Annotated in this window: 21 protein-coding genes; 10 read left to right on the top strand and 11 right to left on the bottom strand. The window is 45.1% G+C overall.

The window, feature by feature from the left end:
• Positions 1 to 163 precede the first annotated feature (163 nt).
• From ATB76_RS13430 to ATB76_RS13420, 3 genes are all read right to left on the bottom strand, one after another.
• Positions 164 to 382, bottom strand: a complete 219-nt coding sequence (locus ATB76_RS13430) for a hypothetical protein (RefSeq protein ID WP_061035448.1) — start codon at positions 380 to 382, stop codon at positions 164 to 166.
• Between the two features lie 118 nt (positions 383 to 500).
• On the bottom strand, positions 501 to 1253 hold the full coding sequence (locus ATB76_RS13425; protein WP_061035447.1) for a DeoR/GlpR family DNA-binding transcription regulator: 753 nt from the start codon (positions 1251 to 1253) through the stop codon (positions 501 to 503).
• Entirely contained in the window at positions 1246 to 1998 is a 753-nt protein-coding gene (locus ATB76_RS13420; protein WP_061035446.1) for a glycerophosphoryl diester phosphodiesterase, read from the bottom strand. Before ATB76_RS13420 ends, ATB76_RS13425 begins: the two co-directional genes overlap by 8 nt.
• A 230-nt stretch (positions 1999 to 2228) precedes the next feature.
• Here ATB76_RS13420 and ugpB point away from each other — a divergent pair, with 230 nt between their 5' ends.
• The 5 genes from ugpB to ATB76_RS13395 all read left to right on the top strand — a co-directional run bounded on the left by ugpB (position 2229) and on the right by ATB76_RS13395 (position 7356).
• Entirely contained in the window at positions 2229 to 3536 is a 1308-nt protein-coding gene (gene ugpB / locus ATB76_RS13415; protein ID WP_061035445.1) for a sn-glycerol-3-phosphate ABC transporter substrate-binding protein UgpB, read from the top strand.
• A 127-nt stretch (positions 3537 to 3663) separates the two neighbouring features.
• Positions 3664 to 4545 carry a sn-glycerol-3-phosphate ABC transporter permease UgpA gene (gene ugpA / locus ATB76_RS13410; protein WP_061035444.1) on the top strand — a complete coding sequence of 294 codons (882 nt, stop codon included), beginning with the start codon at positions 3664 to 3666 and terminating at the stop codon, positions 4543 to 4545.
• Positions 4545 to 5393, top strand: a complete 849-nt coding sequence (gene ugpE, locus ATB76_RS13405; protein ID WP_005439065.1) for a sn-glycerol-3-phosphate ABC transporter permease UgpE — start codon at positions 4545 to 4547, stop codon at positions 5391 to 5393. Before ugpA ends, ugpE begins: the two co-directional genes overlap by 1 nt.
• Positions 5394 to 6539 (top strand): sn-glycerol-3-phosphate import ATP-binding protein UgpC, encoded by a 1146-nt coding sequence (locus ATB76_RS13400; RefSeq protein ID WP_061035443.1) that lies wholly within the window; start codon positions 5394 to 5396, stop codon positions 6537 to 6539. It abuts the gene before it with no gap.
• Complete coding sequence (locus tag ATB76_RS13395) at positions 6532 to 7356, top strand: HAD-IIB family hydrolase (protein ID WP_038865169.1); 825 nt, start codon at positions 6532 to 6534, stop codon at positions 7354 to 7356. The genes ATB76_RS13400 and ATB76_RS13395 overlap by 8 nt, the downstream gene beginning before the upstream one ends.
• A gap of 18 nt (positions 7357 to 7374) precedes the next feature.
• Here ATB76_RS13395 and ATB76_RS13390 read toward each other — a convergent pair whose 3' ends face one another.
• Complete coding sequence (locus ATB76_RS13390) at positions 7375 to 7587, bottom strand: hypothetical protein (RefSeq protein ID WP_227740514.1); 213 nt, start codon at positions 7585 to 7587, stop codon at positions 7375 to 7377.
• Positions 7588 to 8129: 542 nt separating this feature from the next.
• Between ATB76_RS13390 and ATB76_RS13385 the strand changes: the two genes are divergently transcribed.
• Genes ATB76_RS13385 through ATB76_RS28805 form a run of 3 tightly spaced genes read left to right on the top strand, consistent with a single transcriptional unit; the run spans position 8130 to position 8805 of the window.
• Complete coding sequence (locus ATB76_RS13385; RefSeq protein ID WP_038865166.1) at positions 8130 to 8465, top strand: hypothetical protein; 336 nt, start codon at positions 8130 to 8132, stop codon at positions 8463 to 8465.
• 35 nt (positions 8466 to 8500) lie between these two features.
• Entirely contained in the window at positions 8501 to 8677 is a 177-nt protein-coding gene (locus tag ATB76_RS28180) for a hypothetical protein (RefSeq protein WP_155396650.1), read from the top strand.
• The gene (locus ATB76_RS28805; protein WP_038865164.1) at positions 8677 to 8805 is read left to right on the top strand and encodes a hypothetical protein; all 129 of its coding nucleotides are present in this window, start codon (positions 8677 to 8679) and stop codon (positions 8803 to 8805) included. Before ATB76_RS28180 ends, ATB76_RS28805 begins: the two co-directional genes overlap by 1 nt.
• A 75-nt stretch (positions 8806 to 8880) precedes the next feature.
• On the opposite strand, the gene ATB76_RS13380 is transcribed toward ATB76_RS28805, so the two are convergent.
• From ATB76_RS13380 to ATB76_RS13355, 6 genes are all read right to left on the bottom strand, one after another.
• The gene (locus ATB76_RS13380; RefSeq protein WP_061035442.1) at positions 8881 to 9297 is read right to left on the bottom strand and encodes a MarR family transcriptional regulator; all 417 of its coding nucleotides are present in this window, start codon (positions 9295 to 9297) and stop codon (positions 8881 to 8883) included.
• Positions 9297 to 10205, bottom strand: coding sequence for a CDF family Co(II)/Ni(II) efflux transporter DmeF (gene dmeF / locus ATB76_RS13375; protein ID WP_039974834.1), 909 nt, complete (start codon positions 10203 to 10205; stop codon positions 9297 to 9299). The genes ATB76_RS13380 and dmeF overlap by 1 nt, the downstream gene beginning before the upstream one ends.
• 253 nt (positions 10206 to 10458) lie before the next feature.
• Positions 10459 to 11463 (bottom strand): GTP-binding protein, encoded by a 1005-nt coding sequence (locus ATB76_RS13370; protein ID WP_061035441.1) that lies wholly within the window; start codon positions 11461 to 11463, stop codon positions 10459 to 10461.
• On the bottom strand, positions 11453 to 12013 hold the full coding sequence (locus tag ATB76_RS13365; RefSeq protein WP_042606275.1) for a carbonate dehydratase: 561 nt from the start codon (positions 12011 to 12013) through the stop codon (positions 11453 to 11455). Before ATB76_RS13365 ends, ATB76_RS13370 begins: the two co-directional genes overlap by 11 nt.
• 149 nt (positions 12014 to 12162) lie before the next feature.
• Positions 12163 to 13503: a dihydroorotase gene (locus ATB76_RS13360; protein ID WP_061035440.1), complete on the bottom strand. Its 1341-nt coding sequence runs from the start codon at positions 13501 to 13503 to the stop codon at positions 12163 to 12165.
• Positions 13504 to 13599: 96 nt separating this feature from the next.
• Positions 13600 to 14052 carry a transcriptional repressor gene (locus tag ATB76_RS13355; RefSeq protein WP_038865157.1) on the bottom strand — a complete coding sequence of 151 codons (453 nt, stop codon included), beginning with the start codon at positions 14050 to 14052 and terminating at the stop codon, positions 13600 to 13602.
• Between the two features lie 224 nt (positions 14053 to 14276).
• On the opposite strand from ATB76_RS13355, the gene ATB76_RS13350 reads away from it, so the two are divergent.
• A complete protein-coding gene (locus ATB76_RS13350) occupies positions 14277 to 15131 on the top strand; it encodes a patatin family protein (RefSeq protein ID WP_061035439.1) in 855 nt (284 codons plus the stop codon).
• Between the two features lie 178 nt (positions 15132 to 15309).
• Here the strand turns inward: ATB76_RS13350 and ATB76_RS13345 are convergent, their stop codons facing one another.
• Positions 15310 to 16158, bottom strand: coding sequence for a pirin family protein (locus ATB76_RS13345; RefSeq protein ID WP_061035438.1), 849 nt, complete (start codon positions 16156 to 16158; stop codon positions 15310 to 15312).
• A gap of 324 nt (positions 16159 to 16482) precedes the next feature.
• Here ATB76_RS13345 and ATB76_RS13340 point away from each other — a divergent pair, with 324 nt between their 5' ends.
• On the top strand, positions 16483 to 16692 hold the full coding sequence (locus ATB76_RS13340; RefSeq protein ID WP_038865154.1) for a cold-shock protein: 210 nt from the start codon (positions 16483 to 16485) through the stop codon (positions 16690 to 16692).

Raw genomic sequence — 16692 nt, 5'->3', positions numbered from 1 at the left:
CTTTTCTAAATAACTAGATGACGTACCATTTAAGCATTGTTTAGCAATGACACATTTTAGCTCGCGGCTATATTTGGACATAAAAAGACCCTCAATAATTGGTGTCCAACTATTGGGGGTCAGTTCACGAAAGGCGGCTTTTTTGTTGTTCTTGTTGGCTCAATTAAGGCTCTATTTCACCAATCGAATACAGCACCAACTCTTCTGGGTTGTTCCCTTCCCCTAACGAGTGAATGTCTTCCCCTTCTTGCTTCAGCTCATTAATCAGCTTGAGCCCTTTATCTTGCTTCACCCCAATAATGGTTGGCATTTCAGAGGCAGAGACACCAAAACGTGTCGCAACAAGCAAGTTTCTTACTTTGGTTTTATCCGATTCAAACATGGCAGGACCTCTTTATTTTCAATCATCTAAGCATAGCGAATCGCGATGAAAAAGCATCACGCAGGTCGAATCAATAACGGATTTTCCTACGAGTTGGACAAGTATGGCGAGCAAAAGATCAGTTACTGAAAACGCGGTCGAAATAATTGAGTGGCGCCACCTTAGTGTTGGCTCTTAGCTGCCATTTACTTTTGTTCGCCACCAGCCACTTTTGTTCGGAGTTGGCTAAAGTTGCTTGGCTCACCTTGGCTTCTCTCAACTCATGTTCCATCGCAAACAACTGAGTATCAACTTCAGTGCGACCAAAATTGACCATCTCTGAATGAGGCAGCGCGATTTCGGTGATACCTGCACAGCCAATAATTCCGATGTCTGCGGAAAACTGGCCGTAAAACTGCTCTGCCGAACCATCCACCACGTCGCGATCGTTAGTACGAATACGACCACCAGGAATCCAAGTTTCGATGTTCTCAAAGTGAGAAAGAATATGCGCCGCTTCGAAGTTATTGGTCACCACACGTAACTCACTGTGATTAGCTAGACGTTCGGCAACCAAAGTAATCGTAGTACCAATACCTAGAAACAAAGTCGTTCCGTTTGGGATAGCTTTGACTACTTCATCGGCGATTATCTGCTTTTCCTGTTGGTTGGTGACTTGGCGAGAGGCATAACTGCGATTGCTCAAAGTGGCGGGCAGCCCAACACCACCATGATGGCGTCGGGTGAGTCCGAGTCGACAAAGTTCATTGATGTCGCGACGAATGGTTTGCGTTGTGACTTCGAAACGTTGGGCAAGTTCTTCTATCGAGCAATATTCTTGCTGATGAACCAGTTCAATGATGCTTTGTTGACGGACGTTTAAATTATTCATTCAGTGCGGGTTCTCGTATGGCTGAAGGCACTTTTACTTTATAACTTTGAGGCTTATCTGTAATCATCATATCCACGCCCCAATGCCAATGTGCTTCAACTAATTGAGGAAAGTTTGGTGTATAGCAGAAGAGTTGATAGCCATACTGCTTGATCTTCTGAGCTTGCAACTCAGTCAGGAAACGGTAATCACAATGCACACTGTATGCATCGATGTGTTGTAGCACGACAGCGGAGTCATCTGGAATCTCCTGCCATAGCTGCCCTCTTCTCACTTCTGGCAGGTAGTTTTTCATCATCATTAAGGCTTCTGTGTTAAAGCTAGAAAACAGAATCGCGTCCGCTTCTACACCCAAATGCTCGATCACCTGCGCAACCTTTTCGCACAACAGGTCGATTTCGTCACCAGAGTAAACCTTCAATTCAATATTGAGCTTCACGCCCGCTCTTGAAGTCAGCTCAAGCGTCTCTTCTAAACTAGGGATAGGTTCGCCTGCGAAGTCATCACCGAACCACAAGCCTGCGTCGAGTGCTCTCAGCTCCTGCCAAGTCAGAGCTTTGACCTTGCCTCGGCCATTCGTGCAGCGGTTGACCGTTTTATCATGGATGACGACAGGAATGTTGTCCGCACTAAGCTGTACGTCGATTTCAATCCATTCGCAACCAAACTCAATGGCGCGTTGTATTGCCGATAAAGTGTTTTCTGGAGCCAAACTGGATAAGCCGCGGTGTGCTGTTATTTTCATTTTTTATTCCGTCTTTTTCATTTGTTTTCAAATGAACTATCTCAACCCTCAATGACGCTTTGATTACAAAATAGTGACGAAAGTAATGTTCAAATAAGTTCATTTTTTTGTAACTAGAACGTCATTTGGCTCATTTAATGTTCATTTGAATTTTTTGGAGCGGATTCATAATCAAAATGAACATTCGCAAGGAAACACCTGTTCAAATCATCCAATGAAAAGGAATCATTATGGCTATTAAACACCTCGCCGGACTTGCAGTTGCAGCGGCATTCATTAGCACGCAAGCACAAGCAAAAACAGAGGTTGAGTGGTGGCACGCGATGGGCGGCGCACTAGGTAACAAGGTTAATGAAATTGCGGCAGACTTTAACGCAAGCCAATCAGAATACGAGATCAAACCGGTTTACAAAGGCAGCTACGCAGAAACCATGACCAGTGCTATCGCGGCGTTCCGAGCAAAAGAACAGCCAGCGATTGTACAAGTATTCGAAGTGGGTACGGCGACCATGATGGGCGCAGACAAAGCGATTTATCCTGTTTATCAATTAATGGAAGACACCAAAGAGTCGTTCAACCCTGATGATTACCTTGCAGCCGTAACGGGTTACTACACCACCAATGAAGGCAACATGCTTTCCCTGCCATTTAACAGCTCAACGCCTGTGCTTTACTACAACAAAGACATGTTCGCAAAAGCTGGCGTAGCCAACCCACCAAAGACATGGAAAGAGATGGAAGAAGTTTCTCGTAGGCTGCTGGCATCTGGTGCGAAGTGTGGTTTCAGCACAACGTGGCAATCATGGACGCAAATCGAAAACTTCGGTGCGCGTAACAACGTTCCTGTTGCCAATAACAACAACGGCTTTGCTGGCTTAGACACTGAGTTTAAGTTCAATGATTCGGCGTTTGTTCGTCACATTGACCAAATGGGCAAATGGTCGAAAGAAGGCATATTTAAGTACGGCGGTCGCCAATCTGATGGTATGCCACTGTTCTACACCCAAGAGTGTGCCATGACTATGGGCTCATCGGCAGGTCTGGCTGGCATTAAAGAGAACATGAAAGACGTTGATATTGGCGTAGCGCAACTGCCTTATGATTCCGAGATAGTCGCTAAGCCACAAAACACCATCATCGGTGGTGCATCACTTTGGGTACTTCGTGGTCACTCAAGCGAAGAATACAAAGGCGTGGCGAAGTTCTTCTCTTACCTTTCTAGTGCAGAAGTCCAAGCAGATTGGCACCAGTTCACTGGTTACCTACCAATCACAAAAGCGGCTTACGAGCTAACGAAAGAGCAAGGCTTCTACGCTAAGAACCCAGGCACAGATACAGCGGTTCTACAAATGACGTCAACCGAGCCTACAGAAAACTCGAAAGGCATTCGCTTTGGTAACTTCCTGCAAACTCGCGACATCATCAACGAAGAGCTAGAAGCAGTGTGGGCAGGCAAAGCAACGGCACAAGCTGCGCTAAACAATGCAGTTCGTCGCGGTGACGAGCAGCTACGTCGCTTTGAGCGCACACAGAAGTAACGAACATTAATAACGAACAATGGTGCGCTGAGTCTTATTCGAATCACCGCTCAGATACGCACTCTCCCCGCCCATCTTGGGTGGGGAATTCGTTCACACACCTTGCCTGTTTTACTTTGGTATTTGTATGTCCTCACCTGTTGTTTTTAAACACAAATGGCTTCCGGTTGCGCTGATCGCACCTCAGTTGGTGATCACCTTGGTGTTCTTCATCTGGCCGGCAGGACAAGCCATTTTCCAATCTTCTCAACTTGAAGATGCTTTCGGCATGAGCCGTGAGTTTGTGGGTTTGGAGAACTTTGAAAAGCTCATCCATGATCCCCTTTATCTAGATTCATTAATGACCACGCTGCAATTTAGCATCAGCGTTGCGGTGCTCGCGTTGGTCAGCGCACTCGTTCTTTCCGCTTTCGCCGAACAAATCATTCGTGGTGCAACCATGTATCGCACCTTCTTGATTTGGCCTTATGCGGTCGCTCCAGTTGTCGCGGGTTCGCTGTGGTTATTCCTGTTCGACCCAACCATCGGTGTCATGACCGAACTATTGAACCTGTTTGGCGTAGACTGGAATCCAACACTCAACGGCACCCATGCTATGTGGATGGTGATCATCACCTCGACGTGGAAGCAAATCAGCTACAACTTCCTGTTCTTCTTAGCAGCACTTCAATCCGTGCCGAAGTCTTTGCTCGAAGCCGCGGCCATTGATGGTAGCGGCCCGATCAAACGCTTTATCACCATTAGCTTCCCGCTGATTTCACCAACCAGCTTTTTCTTGTTGGTCGTGAACTTTGTTTATGCGTTCTTTGATACGTTCGCCATCATCCACGCGATGACACAAGGCGGTCCGAGCAACAGCACCTCGACCTTGGTTTACAAAGTCTACAACGATGGCTTTATCGGGCTGGATTTAGGTTCATCGGCCGCGCAGTCCGTGATACTGATGATCTTGGTTGCGTCCCTGACTGTGATTCAATTTAAGTATGTTGAGAAGAAGGTGGCGTACTGATGGTAGAAAGAAGACCGTTTTTTAATCTGTTTTGCCATGTCATTTTGATTCTTGGCATCATTTCGATTGCGCTTCCAGTTTGGATTGCAATCGTAGCAACTACCCATGAGAACAGTGCATTCGCTACTGGCACTCCATTGTGGTTTGGGGACTTGGGTTTTAGCGTATTTACTGACTTGTTGAGTAACGACACTCAGTACAACAACAATACTTTGCCGATTGGCAGTATGCTGCTGAATTCTTTCATTATGGCGATGTGCATTACCATCGGTAAGTTGAGCATTTCCATCATGTCTGCCTACGCAGTGGTGTTCTTCCGTTTTCCGGGACGAATGCTGGCGTTCTGGATGATCTTCTTCACGCTGATGTTACCCGTTGAAGTTCGCATCATGCCGACGTTTGAGGTGATTACGAACCTCAACATGCTCAACTCATTTTACGGCTTAACCATTCCGCTGATTGCCAGTGCGACCGCCACTTTCTTGTTCCGTCAGTTCTTCTTAACGGTGCCGAATGAGTTGGTGGAAGCAGCACGAATTGATGGCGCAGGACCAATCAAGTTCTTCTTCGATATCTTGTTGCCCCTGTCGCGTACCAACATCGCTGCACTGTTCGTCATCACTTTCATTTACGGCTGGAACCAATATCTATGGCCACTGCTGATCACCACTGACGTGCAGTACTACACCATCGTGATGGGCATCAAACAGATGCTTGGAGTGGTTGATGGTGTTGTGGAATGGAACAAAATTATGGCCACCACCATTATCGCCATGTTGCCACCCGTGATTGTGGTAATTGCAATGCAAAAAGCCTTTGTTAAAGGTCTGGTAGATTCGGAGAAATAAATGTCCACGTTAACTCTTTCTAATATCGCTAAATGTTATCCGAACGGCTATCAGGCGATCCAAAAACTTAATCTTGATATCTGCGACGGCGAAATGGTCGTTTTAGTTGGCCCAAGTGGCTGCGGTAAATCCACCCTACTTCGCATGATTGCCGGTTTAGAAGAAATCAGCTCTGGTGAGCTCAAGATCGACACCACAGTCGTCAACGATCTCGAACCAGGTGAACGCGACATTGCCATGGTATTCCAGAACTATGCCTTGTACCCACACATGACGGTGTACAACAACATGGCTTATGGGCTGCGCAACCGTAAAACACCAAAAGCGGAAATCGAGCGATTGGTTCACGAAGCAGCAAAGATGCTGGAGTTGGATCACCTACTCGACCGCAAACCGGGACAGCTCTCTGGCGGACAACGTCAGCGTGTCGCGATGGGGCGTGCAATTGTTCGTGAACCAAAGGTGTTCTTGTTTGATGAGCCCCTGTCTAACCTAGACGCCAAACTGCGTGTTCAAATGCGTTTGGAAATAAAGAAGCTGCAACGCCGCCTCGGTACTACGTCAGTTTACGTTACCCACGACCAAGTGGAAGCAATGACGCTGGCAGACAAACTTGTCGTGCTGAACAAAGGTAATGTCGAACAAGTCGGCACACCGCTAGAAATTTACGATAACCCTGCTTCTCTGTTCGTGGCGACCTTCATTGGCTCACCATCCATGAACATCTTAGATGGCAATGTTAGTGTCGACGGCATTACTATCGGTAACGCACTGCTCCCTACATCCACATCAAACTTAGATTTGGGTGAAGTAAAACTGGGGCTTCGTCCGGAGCATTTACAAATCAGCCAAGATAACCCATGGTTGCAGGTAGAAGTCGAATTGATTGAATCGCTCGGTGCTGACTTGTTGCTTTACTGCCGCACAGAAGGCGATGATTCACAAAAGCTGGTTGTTCGAGTTGAGGGACATACGCCGATTCAAATCGGGGACAAACTCGGTTTAGATATCAAGCCCAAGCACCTTCACTTATTTAATGCCAATACCGAAAAGCGCATTGATTGCTCACTCAAAGCGGCGTTATCAACACCAGTTAAAAGTACGATAGATGACAAACAGACACAACGAGGAGTGGTGAATGCCTAATCCACTATCAGAGCTCAATACAGAGTATCTGAGAAACATTGAATGGTTGTTGACCGACGTAGACGACACATTAACTTGGCAAGGAAAGCTGCCGCCAGACACTTTAATTGCGCTCGCAGAGCTAGAGCGCGTGGGTGTAAAAGTGGTCGCTGTAACAGGCGCATGTGCTGGTTGGTGTGACCAAATGGCAAAGATGTGGCCGCTGCATGGGATCATAGGTGAAAACGGCGCTTTTTGGATGAGAAAAGACGCCGCAGGATTCAGAACTACCTTTGCGCGCCCAGCGGAAGTGATGCGAAAAGAACAACGCACATTGCAAGAAACTATAAAGGGCATTTTGACGGAGTATTCTGAAGTTGAGTTAAGCCAAGATCAGAGCTTTCGGTTCTGCGATGTAGCGGTTAACATTGCCCAAGATCGTTCCCCTGTCGCAGCTTCAATTACGATGGAGATCCTCAATCGTATTTTGCATCTTAACGTAGAATCTAACCCAGTCAACGCGACCCTAAGCTCCATTCATATCAATGCTTGGATAGGAAGCCACAGCAAACGAAGCAGCAGCGAAGCCTACATTAAGCAATTTAATCAGGGGACGTTACCCAATTTGAATCGAGTGACGTACGTAGGAGATTCATTAAATGATGAAGGGATGTTTGAATGGTTACCCGTGACTTTCGGTGTAAAGAATATTCGCCCGTTATTAGATAGCTTAACGCATCAGCCGAAATATCTTACTTCTGAATACGGTGGGTTTGGTTTTGCACAACTCGCGAGCCTGATTGTACAAGCAAAAAATGGCAGCAACACTAACGAATAAACCGCTTGTGGTGTCGTACTATGAATAAGAAGGCGTTGATGTTTCTTTGGTAAACAAACCATGGATAAATTGGCGCTCTTCTTCGCTAAGTTCTACCGCTCCTTGCTGCCTATTTGCATTTTTAATCAGCCTATCAATTTCATTTAATTGCGATAACGTTAAGTTATCTAGGTGGCGCTTCAAGGTTCTAAACTGCTGTTGTTCCATAACTCTTTTCTTATCTTTTTCCAAAAAAGACACTCAATCCGGATATCATCCATGGAGGGGGGAAATACCACGGATTGAGTGAAAGAAGGAGTAAAGACTGCGGCGGATTGCATGAGAAAATCAAAATTCCCAATCTTATATAACTACTCCAACGAGAAAAATAATATCGCTTTTTGATGTATTTATAATTAGCAGTTATTAACTTTCTTCACCACAAGTGCTTAAAAAACTCCCACGAAGAAACGCATCTCAAGCCCTTGGTAGACTTAGCATTTATCCATATTAAATGCTCCGCGATGCTCAGAATGGAAAAGTCCGCAACAAAAATTGCTTGTGGTTCTCACTAATTATTTTTGTTTGTCGCATCCAAGAGCAGCCCATATTATCCGCAACACAAGGGATGACATTCCTTTCGCTCTTTAATAATCAGATGCTGCATACCGATTAATCCCAATCTTGATATGTGAAAGTACACCTTTAATTTCCCATTTTTTGCTTTTACAACCACTGAGCAGAACATCTCAAGCTGTGTTCTGCATAACAGTCTATTCATGTAGGAATTTATCGTGGATAAATATCAAGCTGCATACGCTAAGCGTCTAGAAAAACTAAAGGGCAATCGCTCACCAAAAGCTATTGCTCGCATTTCGGCGTGGGATGCATTTTTTAACAAAGAATATGAGATGCAAGATCTTGAATCTCAAATGGCAGACTCTGCGCGTCAACGCTACGAGCAATCTGATGTAAAAAATGAAATCAGCTTTAGTTCATTCAAACGCGCATTCTATAAAGAGTCGATCGTGATTTACGATTTGACCGATGGTGCATCAATTCAAAAAGTATTCACACCACTACTTGTGCTGGCAACAGCGTGGGTTCTGTTCGTGTGCTTTAACCAATAATTGAGCATCCAAGATCAATAAACGATAGAAACGCAATGGGCAGAGTGGTTGTCACTTTGCCTCCAACAGTTGAGAGTTTAGGGATGAAAGGAAGAAATATTGCAGCATTTGCCATTGTTATGGCAGCACTAGCATTCGGTTATGGTTTTAAAACTTATCAAGAAGCAAATGGGGTGATGTACCCTACCTTCAAAAAGGAGTTTAGCCTCTAATGCCTAAAATTACGCTTCTCTTACTCGCAACAACTGTTGGAATCGGTATTACCGGTTCTGCATTCTGTGTTGGCGTGACGTACGCATTTACACAACTGCCAATCGAACAAATTCTATCGAGCTTATAAAAAAGTAGAGCACTTCGGTGCTCTACTTTTTGTAATTTGGTGTTCAGGGTTTGTGTTAGGAAACGAAAAGCCTAATCAAAACTCTCTGTTCATTTTCTGCAAGCACGCAAACAGAATGGCTTGATGCTCGGGGTCGATATTACGCGTTAAGTCCTGAACCAAATCTAGATGCAGCTGATTGTGGTGGTGGTGAATTTCTTCGCCACTCGGTGTTAACTTCACGACAATAGCACGGCGGTCTTCTGGATGAGGACAACGTTCAATCAACTCCGCCTTCACTAGTTTTTCAATTTGAACCGTCAATGTACCGGTCGTAATCCCTAGCTTCTCCGCCAGTTCTTTCATACGCAGTGCACCATGCCCACCCAACACTTCAATCGTGTGGATTTGAGCCAGTGAATAACCAGTGCCTTTCACTACAGATTGCTCCCAAGAAGACATTTTGTCATAAAACTCGGTAAGCGTTTGATTCAGCTTTTCTAATTCGTGCATCACTCAGTCGTTTGAACTTCCAAAGTAAGATGATGAATCTTATCAAACTTAGCCAGTATTTGCTTAAATTCATCCAGTGTTTTATCACTCTTGTTCTTCAATGCAATCGCCGCAGAATAATGATGGCCACTGACTTTCCAGATATGTAAGTCGACAACCTCCGCATACGGATCTAAAGACTTTCTTATCTCTTTACGATAGTTCTTATCGATACTCTCATCCAAAAGTACTGGCGCGGTTTGCTTCATCAAGCCTAACGTCCATTTACCAATCACAACAGCACCAACAATGCCCATCATGGCATCTAACCACACCCAGCCGTAAAACTTCCCGACAATCAGCGCCACAATCGCCAACAAAGACGTCAATGTATCCGCTAGCACGTGGAAATACGCAGCGGTTAAGTTGTGGTCGTGATGATGTTCGTGATCGTGTCCGTGGTGATCGTGATGGTCATGCCCATGATGATGGTGATCTTGCAAAAGTAGCATGCTTGCAAGGTTCACCACTAAACCAATCACCGCGACCATAATCGCCTCGTTAAATTGGATACTCTCTGGATTAAAGAGACGATGAATCGATTCGACCATCATCATCAATGCCACAATCCCCAAAGCAATCGCACTGGTAAAACCGCCAAGTACACTGACTTTACCCGTACCAAATGAGAAGCGGTCATTGTGCGCATTTTGTTTCGCGTAGCGGTAAGCAAAGAGAGTAATACAAAATGCCGCTGCGTGTGTGCCCATGTGCCAACCATCTGCCAGCAATGCCATTGAACCAAACATGGTTCCGGCAGCAATCTCCACCACCATAGTGGTCACGGTTAGAATCAATACGTAGAGCGTGCGTTTTTCACCCTTTTGGTTGTGAGAAACGAAATCATGTGAATGTTGCGATACAGCCATTGCGACACTTACCTTCCAATTTTAGTTTGATTATCAAATTATTTGATTTCAATTTAGTTTGACAATCAAACAATGTCAATGCGGAAAATAAATGATGTTGAAAGCACATTGCCCGATGAGCCACATGAATTGCAGAGAAAGGCATTTTTGAAAAGTCAGGATAGATCGTCAGAAAAAGAGAAAAAGGAAGAAGAGAGGAAAAACAAAGAGGAGCGTTGAACCCTATCAGGTTTAACGCCCAAGTTATTTGATTCTATCGCGTTTCGCAGGCGAGAAGCTTGTCTTCAAATTGCTCATCTATCCTATCGGCAATCAATTCGATTCGGCTTTCTGCACAGTCATCCAGTTCTACTTCCGTTAAACCATCAGGAGTAAGGTTGTAACCAAAAATGCCGCTATTGGTGATGAAGACCGCTTTCATACGTTCTACTTGTAGATCAACCAATAATACGATGAGCTGCTGGCGATCAAACACTTTCTCAGGAGAGAATCGCCAACCAACGCTTTGAAAGCCTTCACCTTCATTCATCGCTTTCAGCAAGCCACTCTCTGGCATGGGCATCTCAGAAACCAATGGCTTTTCATTCGCATGATGATGGTGATGATGCGGAGGATTCTCATGATTAGTCGTATTCCCTTCGAACTCGGCAAATGGAATCACACCATGCTGCGCAAAAATCACCTTCGTGTTCGGACGACCAACATTTTCAACATACGCCTTTAGTTTTTCCGAATCGCCCTCTTGATACAGATCGAGTTTGTTACCCACCACGGTATCGGCAATGGCAATTTGTTGGTTAAAGGTCTCATGGTCGGTGTAACGAACATCAGAAAGCTTACGCGCATCCACCAACGTAATGTTCTTTTGCAATGATAATATGGTTCGGTAATGCTGCGTCGACAGTACTTGCAATACTTCTTTTGGATGACCAAGCCCAGTTGGCTCAATCAGCAGGCGGTCTGGCTTCGCTTCATTAAGCAGTTGGTTTAGCGCGATTTGCATTGGCAAACCGGCAGCGCAGCACATGCAACCACCTGGGACTTCACGGATGAAAACTTGTTGCTGCCCACTGTGCTGGCCTTGAACCAAGCTGCCATCCACACCGATTTCGCCAAACTCATTCACCAATACCGCCCAGCGTTCATTCGCTGGCTTATTCGCCATTAAATTCAGAATCGCCGAAGTTTTTCCCACTCCGAGAAAACCAGTAATAATGTTGGTTGGAACCCCTAAAATAGGTTGATTATCAGAGCTCATTGGCGATTCTCCTATAACCTTGAACCAACTCATGGTTGGCAGATACAACAGACTCCGAAAACGCCGAATATTCTGGTGGCACTTTCGAGATGCTATTCAAGTCAAAATCAGCGCCGATATTGGTCATCGGTGGTACATGGAAATGCTCTGGCAAGTCTAGACCATCCACCACACAGTTATGACGAATCACGCAACCTGCGCCAATCACGGCGTTAAAGACGACCGAGTTGAAGCCGATAAAAACATCGTCACTCACTTCACAAGGCCCATGAATAATGGAACGGTGCGCAATAGAAGAACGCTCGCCAATGGTCACGGCAGCGCCCGCTTTCGAGTGAATAACCACACCGTCTTGAATATTGGTATCACGCTTAATCACGATGGCTTCCATATCGCCTTGTTCATTGACTTCATCAGCCCGAATCACCGCATAAGGACCAATAAAAACGTTATCTTCAATGATCACTTTGCCACAGATAATAGCAGTCGGATCGATGAATGCATTTTCCGACACTTCCGGCATGTGACCTGTTGGATTTCTTCTTAACATATTGATTTCTCTTTATTCAGCGTCTTATTAAACACTCAAACTACAACGTCTAACTTCAAGCATTACAGCTTCTACAAATCAGGTTTAAAAAACAGGGAGTACAAATAAGCTTTCAAAAATGAAGGTCAAAAATCAGCCCAGAGATAAACCTAGCACCGACGTTCAAATGACAGTCGCATGCCATATTCCTTTGGTTCAATCACTCGTTGGTTGGCATAAACCACACCGCCGTTTACCCACGTTGTTTTGATTTGTGATGAGAACGTATGCCCAGCAAACGGCGACCAACCGCAGTGGTACAAGCTGTTCTCGTTCGTCACCGGCGTTGGTACTGCTGCATCAACAAGAACCAAATCAGCAAAGTAGCCTTCGCGAATAAAACCGCGCTTTTGAACACCATAACGAATCGCAGGGTTGTGAGCGGTTTTCTCTACGACTTGCTCCATCGTCATGTGGCCACGACTCACTTGATCAAACAGCGTCAGTAGTGCGTGCTGTACCAAAGGTAAGCCAGCAGGTGCTTGGTCGTAAGGGACTTGCTTTTCTTCCCAAGTGTGTGGAGCATGGTCCGTCGCGATAATATCAATCTGGCCTGTGCTTAATGCCTTTAGAAGCGCTTCACGATCGCTTGGGTATTTCACTGCTGGGTTACATTTAATTTGGTTCCCACGCTCCGCATAATCCTCATTGCTAAACCAGAGATGGTGAACACAAGCTTCTGCTGTGATGTTCTTATTTTGAATGGAGCCAGCCTCAAACAAGGCAAGTTCTTTTGCGGTGGTAATGTGTAAAACATGCAGTTGGCTATGGTGTTTTCTCGCTAACTCAACCGCGTAAGAAGAGGAGGCATAGCAAGCTTCGTCATCACGTAACACTGGGTGATCTTCTATTGTGAGTTCCGACTTTTTTTGCAGCAACCTTTGCTTGTTTTGAGCAATGTTAGGGCCGCTTTCACAATGGGTGACAATTAACACAGGTGAATCACGGAAAATCGCGTCCAAAGCTTGCGGCGCTTCAACTAATAAATCCCCTGTTGAAGCACCCATAAAGACTTTTACACCACAATGCTTACTTGGGTCGAGCAACTTAATTTGGTCCAGATTGTCTTCTGTCGCACCGAGGTAAAACGAGTAATTTGCAAGTGAGTTGCTCTCGGCAATTGCAAACTTCCGTTCTAATGCATCAATTGTGGTTGTTGCTGGGTTTACGTTCGGCATTTCCATGTAACTGGTAATACCGCCCGCGACCGCTGCACGAGATTCTGTCGCTATCGAGCCTTTATGGGTTAAGCCTGGCTCACGAAAATGCACTTGGTCATCAATCATTCCTGGGATCAAATAACAGCCTTTCGCATCAATAACTGCATCATCTGGGCGAGCCATAATATCCTTTTCTATGGTTTCAATTCGCTGATCGACAATCCGCAAATCTGTTTCTGTAATCGTTCCTTCATTTACCACACGGGCATTCTTAATCAGCGTTGCAGGCATGACGTTTCGCCGGTTCCTTTTTGTTAGGGATGAAAAAATGAATGACGCACAAAGTGAGTTTTGTGCGCTCATGGTAGGTAGAGTGAGCTCACACCTCTATTTGACACAATCGTCGCAGACACAACTGATTTCCAATTGAGGGCTGATAACCGTAAAACCTTCTTGTCGCGCATTCGATTGAAGGCCAGTAATCATGGCAGGATCGATGGTTTGCTCGCTGATTTTGTCGCATTTAGAGCAAATCAGAAATTGAGGGATACCATGTTCGTGGTCGCACAGGATATGAGAACAGACAATGTACTTATTAGAGACCTTTAGCTTGTGCGCCAAATGTTCACTTTCAAGGAAATCCAAAATACGATAAACCGACATGGCCTGAATATTTTGATCAAAATGCGTTTTGCAATAGTCCATCAACTCATACGCTGACAACGCTTTGTTAGAATGAACCAGTGCTTTTAAGACGAGCTTCCTTTTTGATGTCAGTTGCTTGCCTCGAGCTTTACAGATTTTCTCTACATGCTTAATAACCGCGTCGATATCGCCCATTACCCACCTCACAAAACATTTATGCCACCCAATACATTTTATAATAATTGTTATGTTATAACATAAATTAAAAGTTCATCAAGCTAACACAGAAGTATCCAAGATAAGGCAGAGGTCCACGAACCAACAACGCTTGGCCTAAGGGCGATTTGGGTATATGAATTAGATCCGTTACTCTAGAAGCCTGATATCCCAAATCATAACAATCAAAACGGATGGCAAGGATGGAACAAGTTGGCTCTCGCGCTCTCATCGTAGAAGGCGGCGCAATGCGCGGCGTATTTTCCTGCGGCATACTCGATCACTTCATGGCTAATAACTTCTCACCCTTTGATAGCTTTTGGGGGGTATCTGCGGGAGCAAGCAATCTAGCGGCTTACCTTGCAAATATGCCGGGGCGAAACCTTAAAATTTATCTCGATTACAGCCTACGTAATGAATTTATCTCTCCAACGCAGCTTGTGCGTGGCGGAGACATGATGGATTTAGATTGGATGTGGGACATCACGCTCAAAGAACTCGATATAGATAGAGCGGTACTGTCTGCTGATGCTCGCCCTTTCTTTTTAGGTGTCACTCGCCAAGACAACGGACAAGCAGAGTACTTAACCCCAACAATTGATATGCTCGCGGAAACAATGAAGGCAAGCAGCGCATTACCTATTTTGTATCGCAACGGTGTCGCGTTGAAAGGGATAAAATATGTCGATGGTGGGGTCGCCGACGCTATTCCTGTCGCAGAAGCCATCAAGCGCGGGGCGACCAAAATCATGGTCTTACGGAGCAGACCTGTAAGTTATCGAAAATCCAAACCAAAGTTTGAAAAACTCACCGCGCGTCTATTGAAAGATCACCCTGCGTTGGTCGAGCCAATGCTCACTCGCCACGTTCGTTATAACCAGTCTTTGGAATTAATAGAGAATCCACCAGCAGGTGTTGAGATCATCCAGGTTTGCCCTCCGGAAGGTTTTAAACTTAAGCGCTTAAGTCGCTCTCCAGAGCCACTACGTAAAGCTTATGAGCTTGGCATTGAATTTGGTCAACACGCCATTGAACGCTGGAACAAAATTAGGAACTAGGTAGCACGAATCAAAAACTAAACAGATAAAAAAGCCACACCGACTAGGCGTGGCTGTTGCAAATTCGATGGCAGTGGATATCGTCTTTGCTTGCAGTTGAACTCAATAAGGGAGTTCCAAATCATTGTGCGCTTTTTCCATCTTGCTGAGCGGCCAAACAGCATGTTTTCCTTACGGTTTAATAAGTCTCAAATAAACCTGCGTTGTAATCTTGAATCGCTTGTTCGATTTCTTCGATGCTGTTCATTACAAAAGGACCATAGTGTACAACTGATTCATCAATCGGCTCACCGATGAAGATAAGCGCACCGCTAGCCTCATTCGCGTTCAACTCAGCCGTGTCACCTTGAGACAGCAAGGCCATTTCCCCCTGCTTAACAACACGGTCACCAAGACTTACATTGCCTTTGTAGGCATACACCATCATGTTGTGATGCGAGGGTGTTATAATATTTAAACAGTCCCCGGTGGCAGAACGCCAATCAGCAACCGTAACGGGCACACCCGTTTTATCCAGTGGACCTCGAATCACTTCACCATTTATATTCAGATCGCCGGACAACACTCTCACCAAACCTTGTGTTTCTTGGTGATACTCAGTGATCGTTTCAGGTTGAAAGTCATGGTATTGCGCTGGCGTCATTTTGTTGCGCGCTGGCTGGTTAATCCAAATCTGAAATCCATGCAAAGCGCCATCTTGCATGATTGGCATTTCACTATGAATAACGCCACGCCCTGCGGCCATCCATTGGGCTCCACCGGAACGAAGTTCACCAACATTGTCCATATGGTCGCGATGCTGGAAATGGCCCTTCATCATGTACGTTAGCGTTTCTATGCCACGGTGAGGATGTGGAGGAAAGCCACCAATATAATCCGCTTGCTGATCAGACTTCAGTTCATCCACCATCAAGAAAGGAGAAAAGCTGGCGTTGTTGAATCCGGCAACTCGACGAATCTTTACACCATCACCATCCGCGGTTGCGTGTGAACGAATAACCTGACGAATCTCTCTCAATGTACTCATAATCTTGCCTCCCTTATTGGTATGGTTCCATTGTAGAAAGGGCGGGAGAAAATCATGAGTGGATGAAGTTGTTCTACTCCATCGATTTTTTCGAACAAAAATAAATTCAAAATAATGGTAGCTATTTTTCAAACACGCTGTATAGTGACGGCTGGCTCTTAGAAGAGAGCTGTTAATGCTACATTTAGTTTAAGTTCCCTCTCAGTAAATTCTTGAATCCCTCAATTCAGACACCTGCGTAAAACTTCCTCTTGATTGCACATTCAATAGCTTAAAAAAGATCCACTAAAACTCGTATATTATTGTTTAAATTCAGAGGTTTTTATGTCTAAAGTAACTGGTTCAGTAAAATGGTTTAACGAAACTAAAGGTTTTGGTTTCCTATCTCAAGACAACGGCGGCCAAGATGTATTCGTACACTTCAACGCTATCGTTGCTGACGGTTTCAAAACTTTGACTGAAGGTCAGAAAGTAAGCTTCAATGTAGAAGATGGTAAAAAAGGTCCTCAAGCGACTGAAGTTACTCCTCTATAA

This window comes from Vibrio sp. MOR3 (assembly GCF_001557775.1).
Taxonomy (GTDB): domain Bacteria; phylum Pseudomonadota; class Gammaproteobacteria; order Enterobacterales; family Vibrionaceae; genus Vibrio; species Vibrio jasicida.
This window is presented reverse-complemented; position numbering and strand designations above follow the sequence as displayed.